This is a genomic window from Sorangium sp. So ce119 (assembly GCF_051524405.1).
Taxonomy (GTDB): domain Bacteria; phylum Myxococcota_A; class Polyangia; order Polyangiales; family Polyangiaceae; genus Sorangium; species Sorangium cellulosum_G.
On the sequence record NZ_CP150310.1, the window covers coordinates 2737692 to 2761572 of the forward strand.

Here is a 23881-nt window from a genome sequence, read left to right on the forward strand (position 1 = left end):
GCGCCGCTCCTGGAAAGCGCGGTCGCCCCACACTGCAGGAGGATGCTGCGAGGGGGCCGGTGCGCCTGACTGCTCATCCGGCAAGGGGAACCTCACCGCACAGGCTTTACTTCATGCATCCGTCCCCTCGCAACCTCCGTCGGGCGCGAGGGGTGTTGATTAACTCCCGCAGAAGGTGGGAATTCCTGTGGGAAGTTCGGAAGGCATGTTGAAGACCCCCGAGCGAACCACGGGCGGCCGGGGCCGCGATCCTTCGTAAGCCCGCGGAACTTCGAGCAGCGGAGCGAGCCCGGGCACGTCTGGGGCGCTTCGGAGTGCTCAACAGGCGCAGCGGTCCTGGAGGGCCGCCGGGCGGCGACCAGGCCTCACGACACGAGTCCTGGCCGAGCTCTACAGCAGATGTGGGGAAGGGAGCGGTCAGGCGCTATGTCCGGAGGCGCCCAGTGGAGGACGGCAAATTACCGGCGCGCCACGTCCTTGGCGCGGTGCACGCTGGTGTCATCGGCCGGCGGGAGGTTGGACACGGTCGTGGGCGACGGGGCAGGGGCTGCCGCGCCGCTGTTCTGCTCGGCCGCCTGTCCAGCCGGGGCAGAGCCGGTCTGTGCGGTGGCGGAGGTGCTCGCGGCTGCCTGCGACGGTGCGCCGGGCGCGGTGGTCGCCTGCGCGCTGACGGGCGGCTTGCCCTCGGCGCGATCGCGCACCGCGGTCACCGCCCTGTCAGCCGCCCTGACGAGCTGCGTCGTCACCACCGAGGGCGGGAACGGGAGCTTCGGGGCGACGAATATCTCGAGCTTCAGGATCGTGTGGTGCTCATCGACGGCGCGGAGCCGCCAGCGAGCGCGAAAGTCGGCGACGTTGCCGCGCTTGAAGCGCGACGAGATCACCTCGTCGGCGCCGTCCTTCGTGGGCGGCGACATGTCGGCGACGGTCCAGATGTGCGCGGCGCCGTTCAGGATCGGCACCTGGAGGTACACCTCGCTCGTGCCTTTGCGCTTCGCGAGCACGCGGCTCTGGTCAAAGGAGCTGATGAACGTCTTGTAGCTCCCGTAGGAGGTGACGAGCTTCCGGACGGTCGGCAGCGGCGCTTTCACGAGGATCGCCGCGCCCCCGGTGTCGATCGCGGAGGCCGGCCCGGTGGTCTTCAGCGTGTACCGCAGCGCTCTCCCGATCGACGCGAGCTTCTCCGATTCGGCGTCGGCGGCGCGGGCCGCGCGTGGGGAAAGCGAGAGGGCAAGGACGGCGATGGAGAAGGCAAACAGGGACAGGGACCACCACTTCTTCATGGACTCTCCTGTGCGAGCAGCGTCCGTCGTCGTGTGGTTGCCAACCACGTCGCGGGCGTGCGCCTCGGGCGGCGAGAGCGAAGCCTCCCAGTACATGTAACTCGCTGAACGGGCAGCCGCACCCCTGCGCACTACAGAAAGTGCGCCTTCGTCGGAGGCGGCTGGAATTCAGCGCTCGGCGTCGGAGCGCTTTGCGCCGCGCTGCGCGGCGCCGCCGCTGTCCTCGGCGGCCCTCGCGCCCTGTCCGGCGGTATCGGCGTCCGGCTCGACGGACGCGGCGGGCGGCCGTACCGACCGCTCGCCGGGCTCATCTTCCAGGGGAGCCATCTTGCATGAACCGTCGAACTGCACGCCGCGATCGATGAAGATCGCGGGCGCGTGCAGGGCGCCGGTCACCTTGGAGGGCGCGTAGAGCTCGATGGCGTCGCGCGCGCGGATGCTCGCCTGCACCTCGCCGCCCGTGACGATGCACGTCACCACGTGGATCTCACCGATCACGAGCGCTCCCTCGCCGATCACGAGCACGTCCTCGCCGCGGATCTCCCCGCGGAAGCTGCCGTCGATGCGCACCCGCCCCTCGAAGAAGAGCTTGCCTTCGAAGTGCGTCCCGCGGCCGAGGAGGGCGTTGATCTCGGTGGGCCGGTGGCCGCCCGCGTCGTCGCCGCGAGGGCCTCCGGAGGATCGCGGCGAGAGGGGCGAGTCTCTGTCGCCCGGGAAGGACGTCGGCTCCATCGCCCGTTGGATTACTTCAGGCATCGTCACATTCGCAACGGGGCCGCGCGTCAGCGCTGTAACGCGCCCGCTGAAGCGGCTGCTTTTTATCAATGAATCCCGACGCTTGTAACGATTTTTTGGCAGGGTACGATTTCTGCAAAGGAGGCGCCGAGCAGATCTGCCGGCGCGTTGGCGCGCCGGGTGGCGGGCGAGGCGGGCGGACGTCTGGCCGAGCGCGCGGTGGAGCGGTGAGGGGCCGAAGGGGCCAGGAGAGGGAGTGGAGATGACGTTCCGATCGTTGCTTGTGGCTGCCGGTGTCCTGGGCAGCATCTCGGTGGCGTCCGCGCAGACGCCGCCCGAGCCGCCGAAGGCTCCGCCGGCCGATCCCGCGCCGCCCGCCGAGCAAGCTCCCCCGGCCGACCCGGCGCCGGCCGCCGCCGGTGCCCCCGCTGCCGCTCCTGGCGCCCTCGCTGCTCCCGCCGCCGCCGCTGGCCCGGCCGTTCCCACGGGGACCGTTGGAGCCCAGCCCGCGGAGCCGGCGCCGCCGCCCCCGGAGCCGACGCCCCAGGCCGCGCCGCCTCCCACGAAGTCCCCGGGCCCCGACGTGGGGCCGGTCACCACACCGGCGGTGCGCTGGAGCCAGGCCACCGCGGCCGACGACCTGCTGGAGGAGGAAGAGGAGACCACCCTGCGCTGGCGCGGGACGACGTTCACCTGGAACCAGGGCGGGAGCACGACGCTCCTCGGCGTCGGCGGCGAGTACACCCCTGCCATCCAGGTCTACGGCTGGGACTTCACGCTGCGGCCAAACTACTTCGTGCTCGACCGTCCCAAGGACAAGGTCTCGGTGTCCGCCGACATCGGCTGGGTCGTCGAGCTCACGAACAGCGACATCACGACCGATTACCGGGAGCCGCAGCTCAAGGACGTGGCCCTCAACGCCCGGTACAGCCGCGAGCTCTGGGAGAGCGGCGGCGCGAACCGCGGCGAGTACAAGACGGACGCCGCCATGCGCCTGCGCGTGACCCTGCCGACGTCGCCGGCGAGCTGGAACTCCGGCAAGTACTTCACGGTCGGGCTCGGCCCGCAGCTCGTCCAGAAGGTCAAGCTGCTCGGGTCGAAGGCCGACGGCCTCAACCATGTCACGGCGACGCTCGGCGTGACCTACTCCCACCTGTTCGCGGAGTCGTACACGCCGGTGAACGACGCCCTCCGGCGACCGCGGCAGGCCCCGAGCGGTGAGGTGTCGCTCGACGAGCAGCTCACCGGGTGGTCCTTCGCCATGGATCGGTTGACCACGAGCCTCGAGCTCAACCTGCCGCTCTACAAGGACCTCTCCATGGCGACGAGCTTCGGGTTGCTCAGCGACTTCAAGCACGAGTTCGAAGGGGGATGCGTCGAGATCCTCGGCGGCTGCGCCCCGTACGACGGCTCCGGGGGGACGACCTACGTCCCCCAGACCGCGTTCAACGTCAGCCTGAGCTACCCGGTCTACGAGGTCGTCGATCTCACGCTCGGGTACAACAACACCGACCGCCAGATCGGGCCCGACGGCCGCCGCAGGAACTTCTTCTACAGCCCCGAGGCGCAGTTCTATCTCGACATCACCGCGAACCTCGACGTCATCTACTCGAAGGTGACCGGCCGCGGCGAGAAGCCCGAGAAGCCGGCCACGGCGAGCGCTGCGGGCCGGCGCGAGCTCTAGCGAGCGCGACCCGGAGGCGGGCGCTCGGTCACGCACGATCACGCACGGTCACGTGCGGTCACGCGCGCCCGCGGCTCTCGCCCGTGGTCAGCCCGCCGGCGATGAGGTGCGCGGCGCGCAGGGGCTCGGGGAGGTGGCCGTGCACCGAGAGCCGCGCGATCAGCGCGCTCGTGTCCTCGAGCGAGATCCCGGCCCGCTGCACGTACACGCCCCCGACGGGCTCCATCTTGCCGGCGCGCTCGATGAGCGCCCACTTGCGGCGCCCTCCCCGGACGCGCGAGAGCAGCGCGTCGCGGATCGCGTCGAGGTTCGGGAGGCGCCGCGCGACCACCACGACGGGCAGGGCGAGGGCGTCGCGCAGCGCCGCGATGTCGACCACGTTGAAGCCCGCCACGGCGATGCCCTGCAGCAGGACCACCTGCACCTGGGGATAGAAGCGGGAGCCGGCGATCATCGCGGCGATCGCCGGCGTGGCGTTCCGCCCGTCGCGCCGGACGCGGGTGGACAGCACGCCCTCGAGGCGCAGGCCCGCGAAGACCGTCCCGACGACCGGCACGTCGCCGCGGTGCTCGCGGGCGAACGGGGCGTCGTCGACGCCGACGACGTGCGACAGGCGGGGGGCGCGCGGCGGCACGCGCGGAGCTTATCGCGCTGCCGGCTTCTCCGGGCCGGGCGGTCGTGCTGTACTGCTACTGTGCGACCTCCCCGGTACCTCTCCGTGATCTTCTCGCTGGCGTTCGGCCTCGCCCCGTCGCTCGCCCTCGCGCAGAGCGCCCCGGCGGCCCCGAACGCCGCCCCGGCGCCCGCGAAGGCCGCCCCGCCGGGGAAGCCGGCGGCCGACGCCCCGCGCGCGGGTGCCGCCGGCGCGCCGCAGGCGACCCGGCAGCGCGCCGCTCGCGCGCGCAAGCCGAAGCAGAAGGCCGCGGCCCTCGACGGGCGGCCGGTCGCCACGTTCCCGGGCTTCCGCATGCTCCCGACCGGGGGCTCGCGCGTGTTCGTGCAGATCCACGGCGGCAAGGTCGACGTCGCCGAGTCGAAGGCCGCCGGGCGCCTCGTCTACCGAATGAAGGGCGCGGGGGCGATCCAGACGAACCGCTTCCCGCTCGTGACCGCCTTCTTCGCGACCCCGGTCAGCCAGGTGCAGCTCGTCGACCAGGGCAACGATCTCGACATGGTGATCGACCTGCGCGCGCAGACCGACGCGACCTACCGCGTGATCGAGACCGAGCAGGGGGTCGTGCTCCAGGTCGACTTTCCCCCGTCGGTCCCCGATCAGCGCGCCGCGCCGCAGCCCGAGGGAGCGCGGAAGCGCGCGGTCCGCCGCACGATCCCGCAGGAGCCCGGGAGCAGCGACGAGGGCTCGCCCGAGTTCTAGCGGCGCCCCGCCCGAGGACCTGCCGGCGCCGTGATCGCCTTCAGGCGGCGACGGCCTCGGAGCGCGCCTTGTCGTCCTCCCCGCGCGAGCCCGGGTCGGCCGCCGGGGCCGGCTCGCCCAGCGCGGCCGCGGCGAGCGTGACGAGGACCATCCACAGGAGATCGGCGAGCAGGAGGTGCACGAGCTGCATCCACACCGGCGCGAGCAGCAGGAGGTTGAGGAGCCCCGCGCCGATCTGCAGCAGCACGAGCCCCCCGGTCGCCATCGACAGCCGCTCGACGAGCGGCGACGGGCGCCGGGCCGCGATGGCGCCGCGGGCGAAGAGCAGGTAGGCGCTCACGACCACCGCAACGGCCGGGTGCAACGTGCGCAGCGGCAGCAGGAAGTGGGCCGTGGGCGAGAAATCCTGCGCGATGCCCTCGCGGAGCGAGCTCGCCGCGAAGAGCGTGTCGCCGAGCGCGGCGATGGCCCCGGTCACGCCGACCGCGAGGACCCCCGCGAGCGCGACGGCGAGCAGCGCGCCCGTCGCGCCCTGGCCGCGCCAGCGCACGCGCCGTCCCCCGCGCGCCCAGTAGAGCGTGCAGGTCATGGCGCCGACGAGCAGGAACGTGTTGATGAGGTGCACGGCCATCCAGAGCGCGCGGGCCGCGGACGCGTCGTGGGCGACGTACTCGAGCAGGACGATCCCGGCGCCGACCGCCGCCTCGGTGATCATGAACAGCATCGACGCGGACGCGCCGCCCCGCACCGGGTGGCCCGCCGGATAGGCGACGAACGCCCAGACGAGCTGCAGCGCGACGAGCAGGAACGCGATGCCCGAGGTGGCGCGGTGCGTGAACTCGATGAAGGTCGCCGCGCTCGGTGAACGTGGGATGACGTCGCCGTTGCACGTCGGCCAGTGGCTGCCGCAGCCGGCCCCCGAGCCGGTCGCGCGCACGAACGCGCCCCACAGGATCACGCCGAGCGTGAAGGCCAGCGCGAGCGCCGCGAGCTTCCAGAACCGCGCCTGAGTCATGAGGGGGTCCTTACCGCGAAACCAGCGCGACGGCAGCCCGCGAGGCCGGCCCGCGAGGCCGGCCCGCGCCGTCGTGCGATCTCGTTGCGCCCGGACCCGGCCGAAGGGAGGATGTGCCCGTGCCGATCAGCGAGGACATCCGGGGCGCTCCGCCCTCTCCGCCGGCCGAGCTCCTGAGCAGCCGTCCGCCCAGGATCGTGGTCGCGGACGACGACCGCCTCGCGCGCCAGATGCTCGTGAGCATCCTCCACAAGGCCGGCTTCCAGGTCGAGGCGGTCGACGACGGCCAGGAGGCGATCGAGCTCATCGGCCGCGGGGGGGTCGATCTCGCGCTCCTCGACATCGTGATGCCCCGGCTCACGGGCCTCGAGGCGTGCAGGCTCCTCAAGAGCATGACCTCCGAGAGCTTCCTCCCCGTGGTGCTCGTGACGGTGAAGACCGACACGGCGAGCCGGGTCGAGGGGCTCAAGATCGGCGCCGACGACTACGTCTGCAAGCCGTTCGAGGAGGAGGAGCTCCTCGCCCGCGTCGGGGCGATGCTGCGGATCAAGCGGCTGCACGACCAGGTGGCGGCGCAGCGCGCCTACCTGGAGCAGCTCTCCATCCACGACGAGATGACGGGGCTCTACAACTACCGTTACCTCTTCACGCGGCTCAACGAGGAGTTCAAGCGCGCGGAGCGCTACCACGAGCCGTTCGCCTGCGTGCTCGTCGACATCGATCGGCTCAAGGCGATGAACGAGATCGGGGGGCGCACGCTCGGTGACGCCGTGATCCGGCGCGTGGCTGACGGGATCCGCCGCTCGGTCCGCGAGGTGGACGTCGTCGCGCGCTACGGCGGCGAGGAGTTCCTCATCGTGCTGCCGAGCACGCACTTCGCCGGGTCGTTGACCGTGGCCGAGCGGATCTGGCGCGAGGCCTCCGGCAACCCGGTCGAGTTCGGCGGCGCGACGCGGCCCTGCAGCGTGTCGATCGGCGTCTCGCTCTACCCCTCGCGCGACGTCCGCTCCAAGGACGCGCTGATCCGCGCCGCGGAGAGCGCGCTCCACCAGGCGAAGCGCGAGGGCGGCAACCGGATCTGCGTCTTCCAGCAGCACGGCCAGATCTACACGCCGACCGGGGGCTCCGAGCAGCCGGCGCCGCCGCCCCCGGGCAAGCTCCGGCGATCGAGCGATCCCGCCTTCGTCGCGGCCCAGGACGACGCGAGGGAGCCGCAGACGCGCCGGGGCACGGACCTCCCGCCCCTCCCGCGCAAGCCGCTCTAGTCCGCCGCTTCACGTCGTGAACGCCGCCGCTCGCGCCCGCATCCTCCTGGTCGACGACGAGCCGGCCCAGCGCCGCGGCCTGGCGCGCGCGCTCGTGCGCGACTTCGACGTCCTCACCGCGGAGGACGGCCCCGCCGCGCTCGGGCTGCTCGCGACCACCCGCGTCGAGGCCGTGCTGCTCGACCTCACCATGCCGCGCATGGGCGGCGCCGAGGTGCTCGAGCACATCAAGGCGAGGTTCCCCGACGTCGAGGTCGTGGTGATGGCCGGCCACAGCGAGGTCGAGGCGGCGGTCGCGGCCGTGCGCGCCGGCGCGTACGCGTTCGTGATGAAGCCCGTCGACCCGGAGGCGGCCGCCTCCATCGCCGTCGAGCGCGCGATCGAGCGCCGGCGGCTCGTCGCTCGCGCCAGGGCGCTCGAGGAGCGGGTCGGCGAGCACGAGCAGCTCGGCGAGGTGATCACGAGCTCGGCCGCGATGCAGGAGGCGCACCGGAAGGCGCTCGGCGTCGCGGCCCTCACGGCGCCCATCCTGCTGATCGGCGAGCGCGGGACGGGCAGGGAGCTCGTTGCGCGCGCCGTCCACCGGCGCGGGCCGCGCGCCGGGGCGCGCTTCGTCGCGGTCGACTGCGGCGCGCTCCCCGGGCCGCGCGCCGAGGAGGAGCTCTTCGAGGGCGATCGCGACGCCGCGCCGGACGGGCACGCCAGCGCGGGCCTGGTCGAGGCGGCGGACAAGGGCACGCTCTTCCTCGAAGAGGTCTCGGCGCTGTCGCCCGCGGCCCAGGCCAGGCTGCTCCGGGTCCTCACGCACGGCGAGATCGCGAGGGCAGGGGGCGAGCCGCGGCGCGTCGACGTGCGGGTCATCGCGTCGACGTGCGTGGACCTGAGGGAGCGCGCCGCTGCCGGCCAGTTCCGCGAGGACCTCCTCTACCGCCTCGGCGTCATCCTCATCGAGCTGCCGCCGCTCCGGCGGCGCCGGGAGGACATCGCGCTGCTCGCGAGCCACTACCTGAACCGGTACGCGCGCGCCCACGACCGCGACGTCCGGCGGATCGGCCCCGAGGCGGCGCGGCTCCTGCGCGAGCACGCCTGGCCGGGCAACGCCCGCGAGCTCGAGAGCGCGATCGAGCACGCCGTGATCTCCGCGCGCGGCGAGGCGATCCTGCCCGCGGACCTCCCGCCGTCGGTGTCGGGGCGCGTGGGGCCGGAGCGGCGTCCCCCCCGGGACGCGCTCGTCCTGCCCGCGCAGCTCTGCGAACTCCCGTATGCGGAGGCCAAGGAGCGCGCCGTCGACGCGTTCGATCAGATCTACGTCCGGCGCCTGCTGCAGCGCACGGGCAACAACCTGAGCGAGGCGGCGCGGCAGGCGGGCATGGATCGCTCGAATTTCCGGAGGCTCAAGAAGAAGATCGCGGCGAGGGGAGACGAGGAATCGACCCAGGAAGCGCTGGAGGCGCAAGAAGCGCAGGAGGCGCGAGACGCGCACGCGGACAGGCAGCCGGGAACGCTGGCGGCGGACGCGGAGGCGGGGCCGGACGGGGACGACGCGGGCTGACGTGCTCCACGGGCGCCGCGCCCCACGCCGCGCAAGCGCGCGGCCGGCTCGTGCTACGTTGCGCCGAAAATGGCCCGACGCGCTGCACGAGGTGCCCTTGTCGCCGCCGCCGTCTCCCTCGCGGTCCGGCTCGCCCCGTCCTCTGCCGCCGCCGCGGACGCCGGCGAGGCGCCCCGGCGGCAAGCGGCGATGGTCCACGATCTCCCCCGCGTCCTCGCGCTCGCCGACCGCAATCACCCGAACGTCGCCGCCGCCCGCGCGCGGCTCAACCAGGTCCGCGCGCAGCTCGACGAGGCCCACTACGCCCCGTTCTCGCAGTTCAAGCTGACCGGGGGCGTCGCGCTCGCGCCGACCGTCCGCGGCAACAACGTCTTCAGCCCGAACACCGACGTCTCGCTCACCTCGAGCCTCGGCGTCGCCTGGCGCGCGAACATCGACGGCGTCGTGCCGCTCTGGACCTTCGGCAAGATCACGAGCCTCTGGGACGCCGCCGAGGCGAACGTCCGCGTGAACCAGGCGAACGTGGAGAAGGAGCGGGACGCGGTCCGGCTCGACGTCCGCAAGGCCTACTTCGGCCTCCAGCTCGCCCGCGACTCGCGGAGCCTGCTCACGGACGTGCGGCGCGAGATGGACAAGGCGCTCCGGCGCCTGGAGGAGCAGGTCGAGCGCGAGGAGGGCGATCCCATCGAGCTCCTCAAGCTGCAGACCTTCGGGGCCGAGCTCGAGGCGCGCGGGGCGGAGGTCGACAAGTACATCGCGGTCGCGCTGGCGGGGCTGCGCTTCTACACGGGCGTCCCGGAGCTCGACATCCCCGACGTCCCGATCCGCCCGCCGAAGCACCGGCTCGGTCACGTCAGCCGTTACCTCACCGCGGCGCGCCTGTACCGGCCGGAGCTCGCGCAGGCGCGCGCGGGCCTCGACGCGCGGACCGCGCAGGTGCGGCTCGCGCGCGCGCAGCTCTTCCCCGACATCGGCCTCGGCCTCCAGGTCGGCGTGAGCGCCGCGCCCGAGGTCGCCGATCAGCTCAACCCGTTCACCAGCGACCCCGGCAACTACTTCCACTACGGCGCCGCGCTCGTGTTGCAGTGGAAGCTCGACCTTCTCCCGCAGTCGGCCCGCGTCCGCTTCGCCGAGGCGCAGCTCGAGGAGATGGCCGCGACGCAGCGGCTCGCCATGGGCGGCGTCGCCACCGAGGTCGAGACCGCCTACGCCGAGGTCGTGGAGGCCCAGCGGCGCCTCGACGCCTACGCCAAGGCGGCGAGGTACGGCAAGCGGTGGCTCGTGATGGTGCAACAAGGGATCGACGTCGGGACGATGGCCGAGAAGGACCTCATCGATCCGGCCAAGGCGTACGCGACGAACCGCTTCAATCAGCTCAACGCGACGATGGATCTCGACATGGCGATGTCGCGCCTCGCGAAGGCGACCGGCTGGGACGCGATCGCGCCAGACGGCACCTGAGCCATGAGACCGGACGCGCTGAGCCAGGGAGCCGCCGCCGCTCCCTCGGGCCGGCGTCCGCGCGCACCGCGGCTTGAACGCGGCCGTCCTTGGCACTACCGTGCGCCCCAGCATGGGAGCTGACGACAGGCGGGCGCCGCACAGAATGGCCGTGGCAGCGAGCGGGGACGCGGCGCGCCGCGGCGCGCGCGGCGCCTCGAACGGCTCCAGCATCGCGTTCTCGGTCCTGCTCGCCGCGGCGGCCGCGGCCATCATCGGCACTCTCCACTTCGTCGCCTACGTCGTGCCGACGGAGGCCTCGATGGGGGTCGTGCAGAAGATCTTCTACTTCCACGCCCCCGCCGGGTACGCGATGTACCTCGGCGCGACCGCCTGCTTCATCGGCTCCGCCGGCTACCTCGCGCGCGGCACCCAGTGGTGGGACTCGCTGGCGAAATCCGGCGCGCAGGTCGCCGTGGCGATGGGCCTGATCGTCCTCATCACCGGCCCGCTGTGGGCGGCCAAGGCGTGGGGCGTGTACTGGACGTGGGATCCACGCCTGACCACCTCGCTCCTCAGCGTCCTTATCTACATCGCCTATGTCGTGCTCCGCGCCTTCACCGGCGACAGCCACGCCGAACGCAAGTTCGCCGCGGCCCTCGGCGTCCTCGGCGCGGCCAACCTGCCGATCATCCATTATTCGGTAAAGATGTGGGGCGGTAACCATCCCACCGTCATCACGGGCAAAGGCGGCGGCCTCGGGCACCCTGACATGAAGTTGGCGCTCGGCTTCGGCTTCCTCGCGTTCACGCTGCTCTCCCTCGCGCTCCTGTGGGCGCGCCTCCGCGTCGATCTCGCGTCCGCGCGGCTCGCGGAGCTCGAGCAAGAGGCCCTCGAAGTCGGCATCGGAGAGGACTGAGAACGTGAATTCCCTTCATTCCTTGTTCGCTCACGCGGCCCTTCAGCAACCGACGGGCACCACCACGGACGACCGAGCGCAGTCGTTCCGCCCCGTGCAGGGGGGGAACGAGCTCCAGAGCGGGGAGAAGCTGCTCGTCGAGGCCTACGCCGCGATCTGGCTCATCGTCTTTGCGATGGTCTTCCTCTCCTGGCGCCGGCAGAAGCAGATCGATCGCCGCATCGACGCGCTCGAGGCCGCCGTGCAGCGGGCGCGGGCCAGCTCGGGCCAGGGGACGAGCTGATGCCTAACCTCGGGGAGATGACCCCGCAGCACGCGCTCTACATCCCCGTGGTGCTGATGCTGGGGCTCATCATCGGCTACATCTTGGGCAGCCGCGCCGTGCGCGCCGAGCTCGAGCGACGTAGGCGCAGAATGAAGGAGTGACGGGGGCGCGAGCCCTCGTCCCGCGTTGCCGGCGGGCGCTGCGAGCGCCGCGCCTGCCCCACTAGCCGGAGGTCCCAGGTGGTCGATTTCTCTGTGAGCGAGGAGCACAAGGCTCTCATCGATACGGCGCGCCGCTTCACGAAGGAGCGCATCACCCCGATCGCGGCCGAGTGCGACCAGAAATCGTACTTCCCGATGGACGTCTTCCTGGAGGGCTGGAACATCGGCCTCGTCAACCCGACGTGCCCGGCCGAGTACGGCGGCCCGGGGATGGGCGAGCTCGAGAACGCCCTGCTCGCCGAGGAGCTCTCCTACGGCTGCACCGGGATCCAGACGAGCTTCCTCGCCAACGGGCTCGCGCTCACGCCCATCAAGCTCGCGGGCAGCGAGGAGCAGAAGAAGAAGTACCTCGGCATGCTCACCGCCGAGCCGATCATGGCGAGCTACTGCACGAGCGAGCCGGACGCCGGCAGCGACGTCGCCGGCCTCAAGACCCGCTTCACGAAGCACGGGGACGACTACGTGCTGAACGGGCAGAAGTGCTGGATCACGAACGCGAGCTTCGCGCGCTTCTACGTGATCTTCGCCACCTCGAACCCGGAGCTCCGGCACAAGGGCATCGCGGCGTTCATCGTCGATCGCGACACGCCCGGCCTCCGCGTCGGCAAGAAGGAGGACAAGCTCGGCCAGCGCGCGAGCGACACGGCCCAGGTGTTCCTCGATGACGTGAAGGTGCCGAAGCAGAACCTCCTCGCGCCGGAGGGGCAAGGCTTCAAGCTCGCGATGGAGACGTTCAACCAGACCCGCCCCGACATCGGCGCGGCCGCGACCGGCCTGATGCGGCGCTGCGTCGACGAGTGCGTCGCCTACGCCAAGGAGCGCAAGACGTTCGGCCAGCCGATCGGCAACCACCAGCTCATTCAGTGGATGCTCGCGGAGATGGCGATCCGCGTCGAGGGGACGCGCCTGCTCTACCAGAAGGCCGCGTGGAACCTCGATCACGGCGTGCGCGACCCGATCGTCTCGAGCTTCGCGAAGGCCTACGGCGCCGACAGCGCGATGCAGACCGCCGTCGACGCCGTCCAGGTGTTCGGCGGCAACGGCTACGTGAAGGAGTACCCCGTCGAGAAGATGATGCGCGACGCGAAGGTCCTCCAGATCTACGAAGGCACCAGCCAGATCCAGCGCATCGTCATCGCGCGCCAGCTCCTGTCGTAGGGCGCCGATCGCCCTGGCGCGCAGGGACGCCGAGCGGGGCCTCCTCGCTCGGCGCCTCAGCCGGGCGGCGGTCTCGCGTCCGGCTTCAGGGTTGGGGGTGCCAGATCAGCGTCAGCTCGGGGCCCAGCGTGAGCGCCAGGCCCTCGGCGGGGATCATCACGCGGCGGACCTTCTGGCCCGCGTACCTCGTCCCGTTCGTCGAGCAGAGATCGAGCGCCATGATCTCGGTGCCGTCCCGCAGGAGCAGCAGGTGCGTCCGCGAGATGTGCGTGCTCAGGACGGCGCGCAGCCCGCGATCCAGGCAGTTGTCGGCGCGCCCGAGCAGCACGCCGTCGTCGAGCGCCTGCTCGGGCAGCTCGACCGCGGCGCTGCGGTCGCTCGACTGCAGAGTGAGCCGCACGTACCCGGTCTTCGCCCGCGGGGCCACCATCTCCTCGATGTGCGAGACGGGGCGCACCGACGTGATGTGCGAGATCTCGCCGCGCGCGAAGCGGTGGCTGGTCGTGATGCCCTCGGTCGGCGCCTGGGGCGCGGCGCCCTCGACCGCGGGCTTCTCGGAGACGCTCTCGAGGCCGCGCGGCGGCTCGCTCATCCCGCACGAGCTCACCTGCAGCACCCGCGACGAGGCCCGCGGCCCGACCGGGATGCCGCCGACCACGTGCTTGCCGATGCGCACGAGCAGCGGGCCGCTGACCACGATCGATCGCCGCGGGACGTCGTCGTCGACGAAGAACGGGATCGAGGTCTGCAGATCCATGAGCCGCAGCCCGAAGCCGCCGTCGCCGAGGTTGCAGCAGGTGGCGACCAGGTGGCGCACGCACACATCGTCGCCCGACGCGAACTTCACGTCGCAGCGCGGGTGCGAGCCGAAGACGGCGTACGCGCCGCTGTTCGCCGGCAGATCCAGCCACGCGACGTCGCCGCCCGAGACGCGGAACAGGCGGTACCCCTCGACCATCGGCGACTCGGGAGGGTTCAGCGCCATCACCGCCTCGGCGGTCGACAGGGCGCGCCGCATCGTCGCGACGTCGATGCGCGGTTGCACGCTCATCGCGCGCTCCACGTTCTGCGCGATGTCGCGCCCGAGAGCGCTCGCTGCGCCGATCGCGCCGGCCGCGTCCGCCCGCCGAGCTCGGGCGTGAACGGCGGAATCGCTGTGCGAGCCTGCGGTGAATCCGCGGCAGGGAGGGGCGTGGTGGAGTGCAGACAGCAGCAAGGCCTCATGCGGTCGAGCCGAATCCTACCGGAATTTTTTGTCTTGGGCTCTTTCGCTGACGCCTCGAATCTGCTGCGGCGCTGGGCGCGGGTCGAGACGACGGTTGTCCGGCTCAGCTCACGCCGACGCTGACCTCCGCAACGAGCTCGCCGCCCCAGCGCCAGAAGGCGACCGAGCGGCTGAACAGGAGGATGACCTCCAGCCCGAGCCCACCGCCGAATTCGAGCCGAAAGCGCCCGGCGTCCACCTCGATGAGTTGCATGCCCCCCGAACACGCGAGACTCGGGCCAACCGTGGATCCGTGCGCGTTGGACGCTGGTGTGTCCGCCGGGGGCACGGCCGCGCCCCCGCCCGGCGGCAGGGCGCGCCGGGCTCGCGCCGGCGTGCGCCCGGCAACGTCGCGCGGCGCGCGCCGCCGCGCTCCGGGCGGCAGGGAGCGCACGCCGGAGGGGGCGAGCGCGAGGCGGCCGCGGGCGGGCGAGCGCGGAGGCGAGCGGGCGTGGCGGGGTCGCGCGGTCGCGCGGTCGTCCGCAGCCGAGCGATTTTGACGCCGCCCGCGCGGTGTCTATCCTGGTCGCGGTGTCCCGGATCCTTCCGCGCTTCGACTACCGCATCGAGTTCGCCGCATCGACCGATGTCGGCCTCGTCCGCCCGAGCAACGAGGACCGGCTCCTCTGCTGCCCGGAGCTCGCCCTCTTCGCCATCGCGGACGGGATGGGGGGCCACGCCGCCGGCGAGGTCGCCGCCCAGATCGCGATCGACACGGTGCGCGACGAGGTGCTCCGCCCGCCCGCGGCCGCGATCCTCGACGCCTACGTGGCCGACCCGAACATCGAGGCGCGCCGCGAGGTGTTCGCGCTGCTCCGCCGCGTCGCCGAGGCCGCGCACGCCGCCATCCTCGAGGCGCGCCGCAAGGAGCCGAGCTACCAGGGGATGGGCACCACGCTCGACTTCGTGGTGCTCGCGCACAGCCGGGCGTTCTTCGCCCACGCCGGCGACAGCCGCGCCTACCTGGTTCGCCCGACGACCACCGTCCAGCTCACCCAGGACCACGCCCTCTACGATACGCTCCGCGCGGCCGGCAACGCGACCCCGGCCAGGAAGCCGCAACGGAACCCGCTCGTGAACGCGATCGGGCTCGCGGGCACCGTCTCCGTCGACACGCTGTTCGTGGATCTCTCCCGGGGCGACCGCATCCTCCTCTGCACCGACGGCGTCCACAACGCGATCGACAGCGAGGCCTCGCTCTCGCGCTTCTGCGCGAAGGGCGGCCCCGAGGACGTCGCGGCCGGCCTCCTCAAGCACGCGCGCGAGCGGGGAGGGCTCGACAACGCGAGCGCGATCGTCATCGACATCAAGGAGCGCTTCGTCAAGCGCGCGGACGACGCCGGGCCGTCGTCGCGCGAGCTCTCGGTGCTCTCCGCGTGCCCGCTGCTCGCCGGCATGAGCCCCGCCGCGGTGCTGGGCGCGCTCGCGGCGGGCGTCGAGGTGGAGCTCGGCGCGGGCGATCGGATCCCGCGCGACGTCGCGAGCGATCTGGTCGCTTACCTGGTGCTCGACGGGGCCGTGGACCTGCCCGACGGCCGGCGGATCGGCTCGTCCGGGCTGCTCTTCCCCGAGTCGCTCGTGGGCGCGCGGCGCAAGGGCGAGCTGCCCGTCGCGGCGGGGCGGACGCGGCTCATCCGGATCCGCAAGGACGACTTCGCCGAGGTCTGCGAGCACGACGCCGAGCTCGCGGCCGCCCTGTACCAGCGGCTCGCGCGCTACCTCGCGCTCGGGACCGGCTGAGCGCGGCCCGCGATGCAGCTCCCCCTGCTCCACCTCGACGACCGCGTCGCGGCCTTCGCGAAGCCGTCCGGGCTGCTCGTGCACCGCGGCTGGGGCGACGCGCCGGTCGTCTTCGTCGATCTCGCCGAGCGCGCGCTCGGCCGGAAGGTCTTCCCGGTGCACCGCCTCGACCGGGCGACGAGCGGCGTGCTGCTCGTCGCGCTCGACGCCGCCGCCGCCGCGCTGCTCGGCGCGCAGTTCGAGCAGGGCCTCGCGCGGAAGCGCTACCTCGCGCTCGTCCGCGGCGTGCCCCCGGAGCGCGGGTGCATCGATCACCCGATCCCGCGGCGCGAGGGCGGCCCGCGCGTGCCGGCCGTCACCGAGTTCGAGCGCCTCCACGCGCTCGAGCGCTACGCCGTCGTCGAGGCGCGGCCGCGCACGGGCCGCCTGCACCAGGTGCGCAGGCACCTCAAGCACATCAGCCACCCGATCATCGGCGATGTGAACTACGGCAAGGGCGAGCACAACCGCCTCTTCCGCGAGCGCTATGCGCTGCACCGCCTCGCGCTCCACGCGGCCGAGCTCGCCGTCGCCCACCCCGAGACGGGCGCCCCGCTGCGCCTCGCCGCGCCGCTGCCCGACGACCTGCGCGGCCCGTTCGACCAGCTCGGCGTGCCGGCGTGGATCGGCGCGGCGCCGGCGGCCTGAGGGCGCCCCGGGTTCGGCGCGCTACCCAGCCCCGGGCGCGCGCCGCTTCGGGGCGACGCCGTGCCCCGCGCCGATCGCGTCGAGCGAGAGCGCCGGCCCCGCCTGGGTGAAGCCGCCGTCGAAGGGGTTCTCGGCGAGGAACATCGGCGTGTCGAGATCGACGAACGAGAACCCGCCCAGGCCGGCGGCGAAGCACGCCGACGTCGTCATCGCGAGCACCGACTCGACCATCCCGCCGATCATGAGCCGCAGCCCCGCCGCGCGGGCGACCGCCGCGATGTCGAGCGCCTCGGCGATGCCGCCCTTCATCAGCTTGATGTTGACGACGGTCGCCGCGCGCTCCGCCGCGATGCGGAGGACGTCCTCCGCGCACGTGGCGCTCTCGTCGGCGGCCACGTCGACGCCGGCGCGCCGCGTGACCTCCTTCATGCCCTCCCAGTCGTCTCGCGGCACCGGCTGCTCCAGGAGCGCGACGTCCGCGCCGAGCCCGCGCGCGTGCGCGACGAGCGCGACCGCCTCGCCCGCCGTGAGCCCGCCGTTGCCGTCGAGGATCAGCGACGCGCGCGGCGCCGCCCCGTGGATCGCCTCGATGCGCGCCGGGTCCGACGCGGCGAGGCGGCCGCCGACCTTCACCTTGAGGACGCTGAAGCCCATGGCCGACGCGCGCCGGGCGGCCTCCTCCGCGCGCTCCGGCGAGCCCGTGGTGATCGTGATGTCGGTCGTGAGCGCCGTCCCGGCGCCGCCGAAGAAGGCCCAGAGCGGCATGCCCGCGCGCCGCGCGAGCGCGTCGAGGACCGCCGTCTCGATCGCGCAGCGCGCGGCGCCCGCGCCGCCGCCCGCCGCCGCCCGGAGCGCGCCCGCGATCGCGCGCCACGCGCGCGCGTCGGCGCCCACCGCGGCGCCGCGCAGCGAGAGGGCGGCGGCGCGCGACGCCTCCTGCGTCTCGCCGTTGAAGGCCGGCAGCGGCGCCGCCTCGCCGAAGCCGAGCGTCCCGTCGGCGAGCTCCACGGTGACGAGGAGGTTCTCCGCGCGCTCCTGCGCGCCGCCGGCGATGCCGAACGGCTCGTGCAGCGGGATGTCGAGCGCCTCGACCGAGACGCGCCGGATCAGGGTAGGGGACATGAGGACGACCGCCGCCTTCGCACGGGCTTCAAGGAGAAGAGGCCGGGCCGAGCAGCGCCTCGATCTCGCGGGAGACCGTCTCCTCCTCGCCGTCCTCGTAGCCCGCGTGGACGTGCCGTACGACGCCGCCCCGATCGACGATGTAAGCGGTCGGCATTCTCGGCGGGTTGTACTTTTTCACCGCGCTCTGGTCCTTGTCCCAGAGGATCCTGAACCTGACCTCGGCCTCGTTCGCGAACGCCACGAGCTGCTCCTTCGAGACGTCCTCGGGGGCGTCGAGCGCGACGGCGATCACGGCGACGTCGGCGCCGAAGCGATCGACGATCTTCTGGTACGCGGGGAACGACTTCCGGCACGGGTGGCAGTAGGTCGCCCAGAAATCGACGATCACCACCTTGCCGCGCGCCTCGCCGAGCGTGGCGGGCCCTTCGCCGCTCACGATCTCGGCGGCGAGCTCGGGCGCCGCGGCGCCGATCATGCCGCCGCCGACGACCGGCGCCGGGGCGGCAGGCGGGGCGCCCCCGCAGCCGGCCGCTGGCGCGATGGCGAGCGCGGCGCAAAGGACGGCGGCGGTGCGGGCGAACGGCGGTGACGGGCTCCGGCTCATGGCGAGATCTTCCTCTCTGTCAGGGCTCGCGATCGACGATGGACGCGAGCATCTCCCCCTCGGCGCAGAGCGTCCCGTCGACGCTCGCCTCCCCGCGCAGCTTCCAGACGTTCGAGCGGTGGTGCAGCACCTCGACGTAGAGGTCGAGCCGGTCGCCGGGCGTCACGGTGTGGCGGAACTTCGCCTTGTCGATGCCGAGGAAGAACATGAGGTTCGACGTCGCGTCGAACGGGTCGGACGCATAGGCGAGGATGCCGCCGAGCTGCGTGAGCGACTCCAGGATCAGCACTCCGGGCATGATCGGCCGCTGGGGGAAGTGCCCCTGGAACCAGGGCTCGTTGTAGGCGACGCACTTGTAGCCGCGGATGCTCTTGTTGGCGGTGACCTGCGTCACCCGGTCGACCATCACGAGCGGGTAACGGTGCGGCAAGATCGACAGGATCTGATGGATGTCGAGCGTGACGGGCTCTTGGGTTCGGTCAGGCAAGGCCGACTCCTTTCACGGCGTCGAGCGCGCGCGGCGCGCTACTTCGGGGCGTCCTTGTTCTCGGCCTTGTCCCCGCCCGCTTCTTCCTCGCCCCCGCCGGTGTTGTAGAGCTGGATGATCTGCTCGGTGAGATCGAGGTCGGCGCGGACGTAGGGGGCCGCCTGCTTGTCGAGGATGACCTCGTAGCCCGTCTTCTTCGCGATCCGGGCGACGATGATCATCATCTTCTTGATGATGGGCCCGGTGAGCTCGCCCTGCTTCTTCTGCAGCTCCTTGTTGTAGTCGACGAACACGGTCTGGAGCTCGACCATCTGGCGCTGCCAGTCCTCCATCCGCTTCTGCAGCGACTCGCGCGAGAGCACGCGCGACTGCTTCTCGATGTCCTCGCGCGCCCGCTGGAGCTCCGTCTGCTTCGCGTCGAGCTCCTGCTGGCGCCGGTCGAAGAGCTTCTTCAGGGTGGCCTGCGCGCGGATGCCGTCCTCGGTCTGCATCACGGCGTGCTGCACGTCGACCACGGCGATCCGGGTCTCGGCGGCGGCGACGCCCGGCGCGGCGAGGGCGAGCGACACGACGGCGGCGCGGGCGATGCGGGCGAGGAGCAGCGCGGGCCGATGCACAGGGGAGCGGGCGAGCATCCGAGGCGATTACCCGCCGCGTGACGGACGGTCAAGGTGTGCGGGACAAGGACCACGGAAGCGGAAGGTGGTGAGGAGGGGGCGTCGAGGACGGCCCCTCTCACCTCGTGCGGCGAGCGTCGCGGCGGGCGAGCAGCGCGAGCGGCGACGGTCAGCGGCCGTGGATCAGAGGCACTCGCCGGAGATGCAGTCTTTGCCGTCGGGGCAGGGCGCGTCGAGCGTGCACTCCGGCGCGACCTCCTCCCGCGTCTTGCAGACGCCGTCCTCGCAGCGGATGAAGCGGCTGTCGATGAGCCGGCATGCCTGTTCGCTGGCGCACGGGTAATGACAGTAGCCGTCCTCCATGCACTCCTGGCCCTGGGCCGCGCAGGCCGTGCCGCCGCAGCCGGGCTGCGGCGAGGGGTCGGGCATGCACGCGCCGGTCACCGCATTGCAGACCTCGCCGTCCGCGCAGTCCGCGTGCGTCGCGCAGCCGGTGGTGCAGGCGCCGTCCACGCAGATCGCGCCGCCCTCGCACGGCGCCGCGTCGCCGCACTCGGGGTTCTCGGGGTCGGGCACGCAGACCCCGCGGTCGCAGCGCGTGCCGGGCTCGGCGCAGGGGACGCTGTCGGAGCAGCCCTCCGCGCACTCGCCGTTCACGCACACCCGACCGGCGCCGCACTGATAGCTGAACTCGCACGCCGCGATGCAGAGCCCGTCGACGCAGCGCGTGCCGTCGTCGCACGCCTCGTCGCCGTCGCAGGGGCACGTGGTGAGCTCCGCGTCGCAGGCGGCCTCGTCGCCGCCCGCGCCGCCCTGGCCCGCGCCGCCCTGGCCGGTGGGGGCCTGGCCCGCGCCGCCCTGGCCCGCGCCGCCGGTGACGTCGGGCACCGCAGGGCGACAGCCGTAGCCGTCGCACAGAAAGCAGTTCTCACCGTCGCTGTCGCACTGGAGCGAGGCGTCTCCGCAGCCGCCGCAGCCCGCCGCGGTCGCGGCGATACTCAGGAACAGCGCGCCTCGACCCAGGATCTTCGCAAGGGGGGAATGAAGAAGCATCGAAGTCCTCCAGCGGCGGCCGGCACCGGCGCGGCCCTCCCGCACGACTACCATGCCGACCGCTAACACGCAGCGTGCCACGGGCCGGCGGGAGAGGATGGCCGGGAAGCCGGACCGGCCGTTCGCGCTGTGAACCTGCGTTCACCTGCGCTCGTCGCGCGAGGTTCACTGGTCTGCGGGGTGTGGGGAAGCGCAGCGTGAGGAGAGAGCCGGCCGGCGCTTCGCCCCGGCAGGCGCCCGGCACGGCTGCCGGGCGCAGCAGGCGCTTCCGGTCAGGGCGAAGGCGTGTGTGCGCTCGCTGCGAGCGGCCCGGCCGGCCGCAGCGCGGAGATCACGAGCGGTACCCGGCGTTCACGTCGACGTAGCCGTGCCCGAGATCGCTCGTGAGATAGGAGAAGTCGCCTGGGCCGGTGCCGAGCACGAGCTCGATGACGTAGGTGTCACGCGCGAGCACCTCGTTCGCCTGGCGCTCTGCGTCCGCCCCGATGGGCCCGCCGTTCCGCACGATCGGGATGCCGCCGACGAGGATCTGGGCCTGGGAGGGGTCGAACGGGACGCCGGCGCGCCCCGCGGCGGCGAGCAGCCTGCCCCAGTTCGCGTCCTTGCCGAACAGCGCGGTCTTCACGAGCATCGACGTGGCCACCGTGCGCGCCACGTCGCGCGCCGCCTCGCGCGTCGAGAGCCCGCGGACGCGGATCTCGGCGACGTGCGTGCTCCCCTCGCCGTCGGCCACCATCGAGCGCGCGAGCTCGCCGCAGACCTCGGTGAGGGCCGCCGAGAGCTCGTCGCGAGAGGCGCGGCGCTGGGACGCGCCGGAGGACAGGAGGAGCACCGTGTCGTTGGTGCTGGTGTCCCCGTCGACGCTGCACGCGTTGAACGTCACATCGCACGAGGCGGACAGCGCCAGGCTCGCCTCGCCGGGATCGATCACGGCGTCGGTGAACAGGAAGACGAGCATCGTCGCGTGCGGAGGCCCCACGTCGGGGTGGATCATGCCCGCGCCCTTGCCGATGCCGAGCAGCGTGGCGCCCGCGCCGAGCTTGCGCTGCGAGAGCTTGGGCCAGCGGTCGGTCGTGCAGATCGCCTGGGCGAAATCGAGGTAGCCCTCGGGCGACAGGCGCGCCGAGAGCTCGGGGACCCGCTCGACGATCCGGTGCGTCGGCAGGACGGCGCCGATCACGCCGGTCGAGGCGGGGAGGACCTCGTCTTCCGAGGCGCCGATGGCCTGGGCGATCGCGCGCGTGGTGTCGAGCGCCGCCTTCCAGCCGGCCTCGCCCGTGCAGGCGTTGGCGCATCCGCTGTTGGCGACGACGGCGCGGGCGCGCCCGGACCGGACGCGCTGCATGGCGATGTCCACGGGCGCGGCGCGCACCAGGTTCCTCGTGAACATGCCGGCCACCACGGCCGGCTGATCGGCGACCGCGAGCGCGACGTCGATGCGCCCGTCTTTCCGGATCCCCGCGCTGACGGCGCCGAATCGAAACCCTGCAACTGGCTCAAAGCTCATGAGGGCGCGGAGTCTATGCACGAACGGGCGCGGGGAGAAAGCGGCAAGGGTGCATGGGCGACGCGTCCGCGCGCGCCGCGCGGCGTCGAGCGCGAGACGACAGCCCGCCACGCGCGCGAGCGCTCGACGCCCGGATCGCCGCCCTGGCGCGCGACTCCGGCGCTTCCAGGGCTCACTCCGCTGCTCATTCCAGGTCTCGCCGCGGCGGATGACGCGTCCGGAGACGGCCGGGCTGAGCGTGGCATTTGCAATGCTTCGCTCCGATGAGCGCCGTCCGGATCATCGACGTCAAGGGCCTGTATCAGCCGGGCTTTCCGGACAGCTCGGCGCCGCCGGGGGCGACCCGGGCCGCTGGATACAACCCCGGCTACACGAGCCTCGACGACCAGGGACGCGTTTACATCAACCGAGATCTCGACGGGCAGTGGGCAAGGAATACGCAGCTCATCGAGATCACCGTCGAGGTGACGAGCCCCGAGGGCGAGCTCCCGGAAGGCGCGCGGATCCGCTGGAGCGCGCGCGATCCGGACGACCCGTTCAACGAACGTCCGGAGGTGCACCCGGACTGGGCTCCCACGATCGATGAGAACGACTATGACGCCGCGGAAAACTACGTGGGGCCGGCCAAAGACGACAACGAGGGGACGCCGGACAGGAGCCCTGGCTGGGAAGAGGTGGAGGGCTATGCGCTGCTCGACGCGACGGAGACCAGCGCGAGCACGGCGATCGAGGGAATGAGGAGCACGATCCGGCGCCACATGACCGACATCGCCGGAGACAACCTGATCGTCCGCGCCGAGCTCGAGGCCGAGGGCCTCGTCGGGTCGGCCGGAGACGAGACGGGGATCATGACGCTCTGGCGCAGGATCGACGTCGAGTACATCCGGATGGAGAGCGCGACCCCGCTCGCCGTGGAGCAGGTGCCGGCGCACTTCGAGCCGATCTTCACGCAGCTCGACTTCACCGAAGAGCGGGTGATCCAGGATCTACAGCACCTCGCGCTCGACGCGGGCACGCTCGGCGAGACGGCCTCCCGGTTCGTGAGCGAGGTCTTCTCCCACGCCGGGGAGCCGGGCTGGTTCTGCCTGATCGCCGCGCTCGAGCCGCACCCCGTGCCCCAGGCCCGGGGCGCGCTGCTGTTCACCGGGATGGTCACGATCCGGGCCGGCGGCGAGGGAGAGCGGCGCAGGGAGTACGTGGAGATCCCGGGAGAGCACCAGGACGCGAGCTTCGTCACGTTCCGCTGGGACGGCGAGCAGATGAGCTTCTCGGTCGCGATCGCGACCGTCCTCGCGGACCCGCCGCGGACCCGGCTCTGGCTCGAGCCGCACGACATCCAGAGCCAGTTCACCGCGGGCGACGGGTCCGTGGCGCACGCGTACAGGAACCGCGTCTTCTTCTTCCCTCGCGCCCGCCGCAGGGGCGCGGCGTGGGAGCCCCCGGGCTACGGCATCCCCGCGCGCGTCCAGGTCGACGTGCGGGGCCCGGGCGCCGCCTACGCCGCCGGCATGAGCCCCACGATCGACGTCGGGCCGGCGAGGTACTTCGCCGGCAGGACCATCGTCTTCACCCAGCACCGGGCGTGGTGGGATCCGGGGCTCGCGGAGCCCCGGCCCGGCTTCGAGCAGCGCACGCTCCACACCATCGTTCACGAGCTCACGCACGCGTTCGGGATGCCGCACAAGTGCGGCTACTTCGATTACCGGACGCCGCGCCGGACCACGTGCTGCATGAACTATCGAACCCACTGGATGATCGACGCCGATCAGCAGCTCATCCCGTGGACCGCCGATCGGGTCGGCAACGACCTGTGCGGGCGCCACGTGAAGGAGACCCGACGCGTGCGCCTGGAGAACAACAGGGGACTCCGGTGGAGGTGAAAGGC

General features: G+C 72.4%; 24 protein-coding genes. 12 read left to right on the top strand and 12 right to left on the bottom strand.

Annotation, left to right across the window (positions count from 1 at the left end):
- Window positions 1–458: 458 nt before the first annotated feature.
- Together WME76_RS10470 and WME76_RS10475 are read right to left on the bottom strand one after the other, a co-directional pair.
- Window positions 459–1283: an SRPBCC family protein gene (locus WME76_RS10470; RefSeq protein WP_437960009.1), complete on the bottom strand. Its 825-nt coding sequence runs from the start codon at window positions 1281–1283 to the stop codon at window positions 459–461.
- 168 nt (window positions 1284–1451) lie between these two features.
- On the bottom strand, window positions 1452–2039 hold the full coding sequence (locus WME76_RS10475) for a bactofilin family protein (protein WP_437960010.1): 588 nt from the start codon (window positions 2037–2039) through the stop codon (window positions 1452–1454).
- A 241-nt stretch (window positions 2040–2280) separates the two neighbouring features.
- Here WME76_RS10475 and WME76_RS10480 point away from each other — a divergent pair, with 241 nt between their 5' ends.
- Window positions 2281–3702 carry a hypothetical protein gene (locus WME76_RS10480; protein ID WP_437960011.1) on the top strand — a complete coding sequence of 474 codons (1422 nt, stop codon included), beginning with the start codon at window positions 2281–2283 and terminating at the stop codon, window positions 3700–3702.
- A 58-nt stretch (window positions 3703–3760) separates the two neighbouring features.
- On the opposite strand, the gene WME76_RS10485 is transcribed toward WME76_RS10480, so the two are convergent.
- A complete protein-coding gene (locus WME76_RS10485; RefSeq protein ID WP_061613768.1) occupies window positions 3761–4336 on the bottom strand; it encodes a DUF99 family protein in 576 nt (191 codons plus the stop codon).
- An 84-nt stretch (window positions 4337–4420) separates the two neighbouring features.
- On the opposite strand from WME76_RS10485, the gene WME76_RS10490 reads away from it, so the two are divergent.
- Window positions 4421–5077 carry a hypothetical protein gene (locus WME76_RS10490; RefSeq protein ID WP_437960012.1) on the top strand — a complete coding sequence of 219 codons (657 nt, stop codon included), beginning with the start codon at window positions 4421–4423 and terminating at the stop codon, window positions 5075–5077.
- A gap of 40 nt (window positions 5078–5117) precedes the next feature.
- Here WME76_RS10490 and WME76_RS10495 read toward each other — a convergent pair whose 3' ends face one another.
- Window positions 5118–6092: a COX15/CtaA family protein gene (locus WME76_RS10495; protein ID WP_437960013.1), complete on the bottom strand. Its 975-nt coding sequence runs from the start codon at window positions 6090–6092 to the stop codon at window positions 5118–5120.
- Between the two features lie 119 nt (window positions 6093–6211).
- Between WME76_RS10495 and WME76_RS10500 the strand changes: the two genes are divergently transcribed.
- The 7 genes from WME76_RS10500 to WME76_RS10530 all read left to right on the top strand — a co-directional run bounded on the left by WME76_RS10500 (window position 6212) and on the right by WME76_RS10530 (window position 12912).
- Window positions 6212–7357, top strand: coding sequence for a GGDEF domain-containing response regulator (locus tag WME76_RS10500; protein ID WP_437960014.1), 1146 nt, complete (start codon window positions 6212–6214; stop codon window positions 7355–7357).
- A gap of 16 nt (window positions 7358–7373) precedes the next feature.
- On the top strand, window positions 7374–8909 hold the full coding sequence (locus WME76_RS10505; protein WP_437960015.1) for a sigma-54-dependent transcriptional regulator: 1536 nt from the start codon (window positions 7374–7376) through the stop codon (window positions 8907–8909).
- 69 nt (window positions 8910–8978) lie between these two features.
- The gene (locus WME76_RS10510) at window positions 8979–10370 is read left to right on the top strand and encodes a TolC family protein (RefSeq protein WP_437960016.1); all 1392 of its coding nucleotides are present in this window, start codon (window positions 8979–8981) and stop codon (window positions 10368–10370) included.
- 145 nt (window positions 10371–10515) lie between these two features.
- Complete coding sequence (gene ccsA / locus WME76_RS10515; protein ID WP_437960017.1) at window positions 10516–11268, top strand: cytochrome c biogenesis protein CcsA; 753 nt, start codon at window positions 10516–10518, stop codon at window positions 11266–11268.
- Between the two features lie 4 nt (window positions 11269–11272).
- The gene (locus WME76_RS10520) at window positions 11273–11551 is read left to right on the top strand and encodes a CcmD family protein (protein ID WP_061618993.1); all 279 of its coding nucleotides are present in this window, start codon (window positions 11273–11275) and stop codon (window positions 11549–11551) included.
- Complete coding sequence (locus WME76_RS10525) at window positions 11551–11694, top strand: hypothetical protein (RefSeq protein WP_433936012.1); 144 nt, start codon at window positions 11551–11553, stop codon at window positions 11692–11694. The genes WME76_RS10520 and WME76_RS10525 overlap by 1 nt, the downstream gene beginning before the upstream one ends.
- Window positions 11695–11772: 78 nt before the next feature.
- Window positions 11773–12912, top strand: a complete 1140-nt coding sequence (locus WME76_RS10530) for an acyl-CoA dehydrogenase family protein (protein WP_437960018.1) — start codon at window positions 11773–11775, stop codon at window positions 12910–12912.
- Window positions 12913–12997: 85 nt separating this feature from the next.
- Here WME76_RS10530 and WME76_RS10535 read toward each other — a convergent pair whose 3' ends face one another.
- Window positions 12998–13963 (bottom strand): FHA domain-containing protein, encoded by a 966-nt coding sequence (locus WME76_RS10535; RefSeq protein WP_433936013.1) that lies wholly within the window; start codon window positions 13961–13963, stop codon window positions 12998–13000.
- Between the two features lie 277 nt (window positions 13964–14240).
- Window positions 14241–14390 carry a hypothetical protein gene (locus tag WME76_RS10540; protein ID WP_155799138.1) on the bottom strand — a complete coding sequence of 50 codons (150 nt, stop codon included), beginning with the start codon at window positions 14388–14390 and terminating at the stop codon, window positions 14241–14243.
- A gap of 317 nt (window positions 14391–14707) precedes the next feature.
- Here WME76_RS10540 and WME76_RS10545 point away from each other — a divergent pair, with 317 nt between their 5' ends.
- Window positions 14708–15916, top strand: a complete 1209-nt coding sequence (locus WME76_RS10545) for a protein phosphatase 2C domain-containing protein (RefSeq protein ID WP_437960019.1) — start codon at window positions 14708–14710, stop codon at window positions 15914–15916.
- A gap of 12 nt (window positions 15917–15928) precedes the next feature.
- Entirely contained in the window at window positions 15929–16603 is a 675-nt protein-coding gene (locus tag WME76_RS10550) for a pseudouridine synthase (protein ID WP_433937763.1), read from the top strand.
- Between the two features lie 21 nt (window positions 16604–16624).
- On the opposite strand, the gene WME76_RS10555 is transcribed toward WME76_RS10550, so the two are convergent.
- From WME76_RS10555 to argJ, 6 genes are all read right to left on the bottom strand, one after another.
- Entirely contained in the window at window positions 16625–17725 is a 1101-nt protein-coding gene (locus tag WME76_RS10555) for a dipeptide epimerase (RefSeq protein ID WP_437960020.1), read from the bottom strand.
- A 28-nt stretch (window positions 17726–17753) separates the two neighbouring features.
- The gene (locus WME76_RS10560; RefSeq protein ID WP_437960021.1) at window positions 17754–18332 is read right to left on the bottom strand and encodes a TlpA family protein disulfide reductase; all 579 of its coding nucleotides are present in this window, start codon (window positions 18330–18332) and stop codon (window positions 17754–17756) included.
- Between the two features lie 19 nt (window positions 18333–18351).
- Entirely contained in the window at window positions 18352–18819 is a 468-nt protein-coding gene (gene fabZ / locus WME76_RS10565) for a 3-hydroxyacyl-ACP dehydratase FabZ (protein WP_433936017.1), read from the bottom strand.
- Window positions 18820–18857: 38 nt separating this feature from the next.
- Entirely contained in the window at window positions 18858–19436 is a 579-nt protein-coding gene (locus tag WME76_RS10570) for an OmpH family outer membrane protein (protein WP_437960022.1), read from the bottom strand.
- 183 nt (window positions 19437–19619) lie between these two features.
- Window positions 19620–20489, bottom strand: coding sequence for a hypothetical protein (locus WME76_RS10575; protein WP_437960023.1), 870 nt, complete (start codon window positions 20487–20489; stop codon window positions 19620–19622).
- A gap of 331 nt (window positions 20490–20820) precedes the next feature.
- Window positions 20821–21996: a bifunctional glutamate N-acetyltransferase/amino-acid acetyltransferase ArgJ gene (gene argJ / locus WME76_RS10580; RefSeq protein WP_437960024.1), complete on the bottom strand. Its 1176-nt coding sequence runs from the start codon at window positions 21994–21996 to the stop codon at window positions 20821–20823.
- A 263-nt stretch (window positions 21997–22259) separates the two neighbouring features.
- On the opposite strand from argJ, the gene WME76_RS10585 reads away from it, so the two are divergent.
- Complete coding sequence (locus WME76_RS10585; protein WP_437960025.1) at window positions 22260–23876, top strand: hypothetical protein; 1617 nt, start codon at window positions 22260–22262, stop codon at window positions 23874–23876.
- Window positions 23877–23881: the final 5 nt, after the last annotated feature.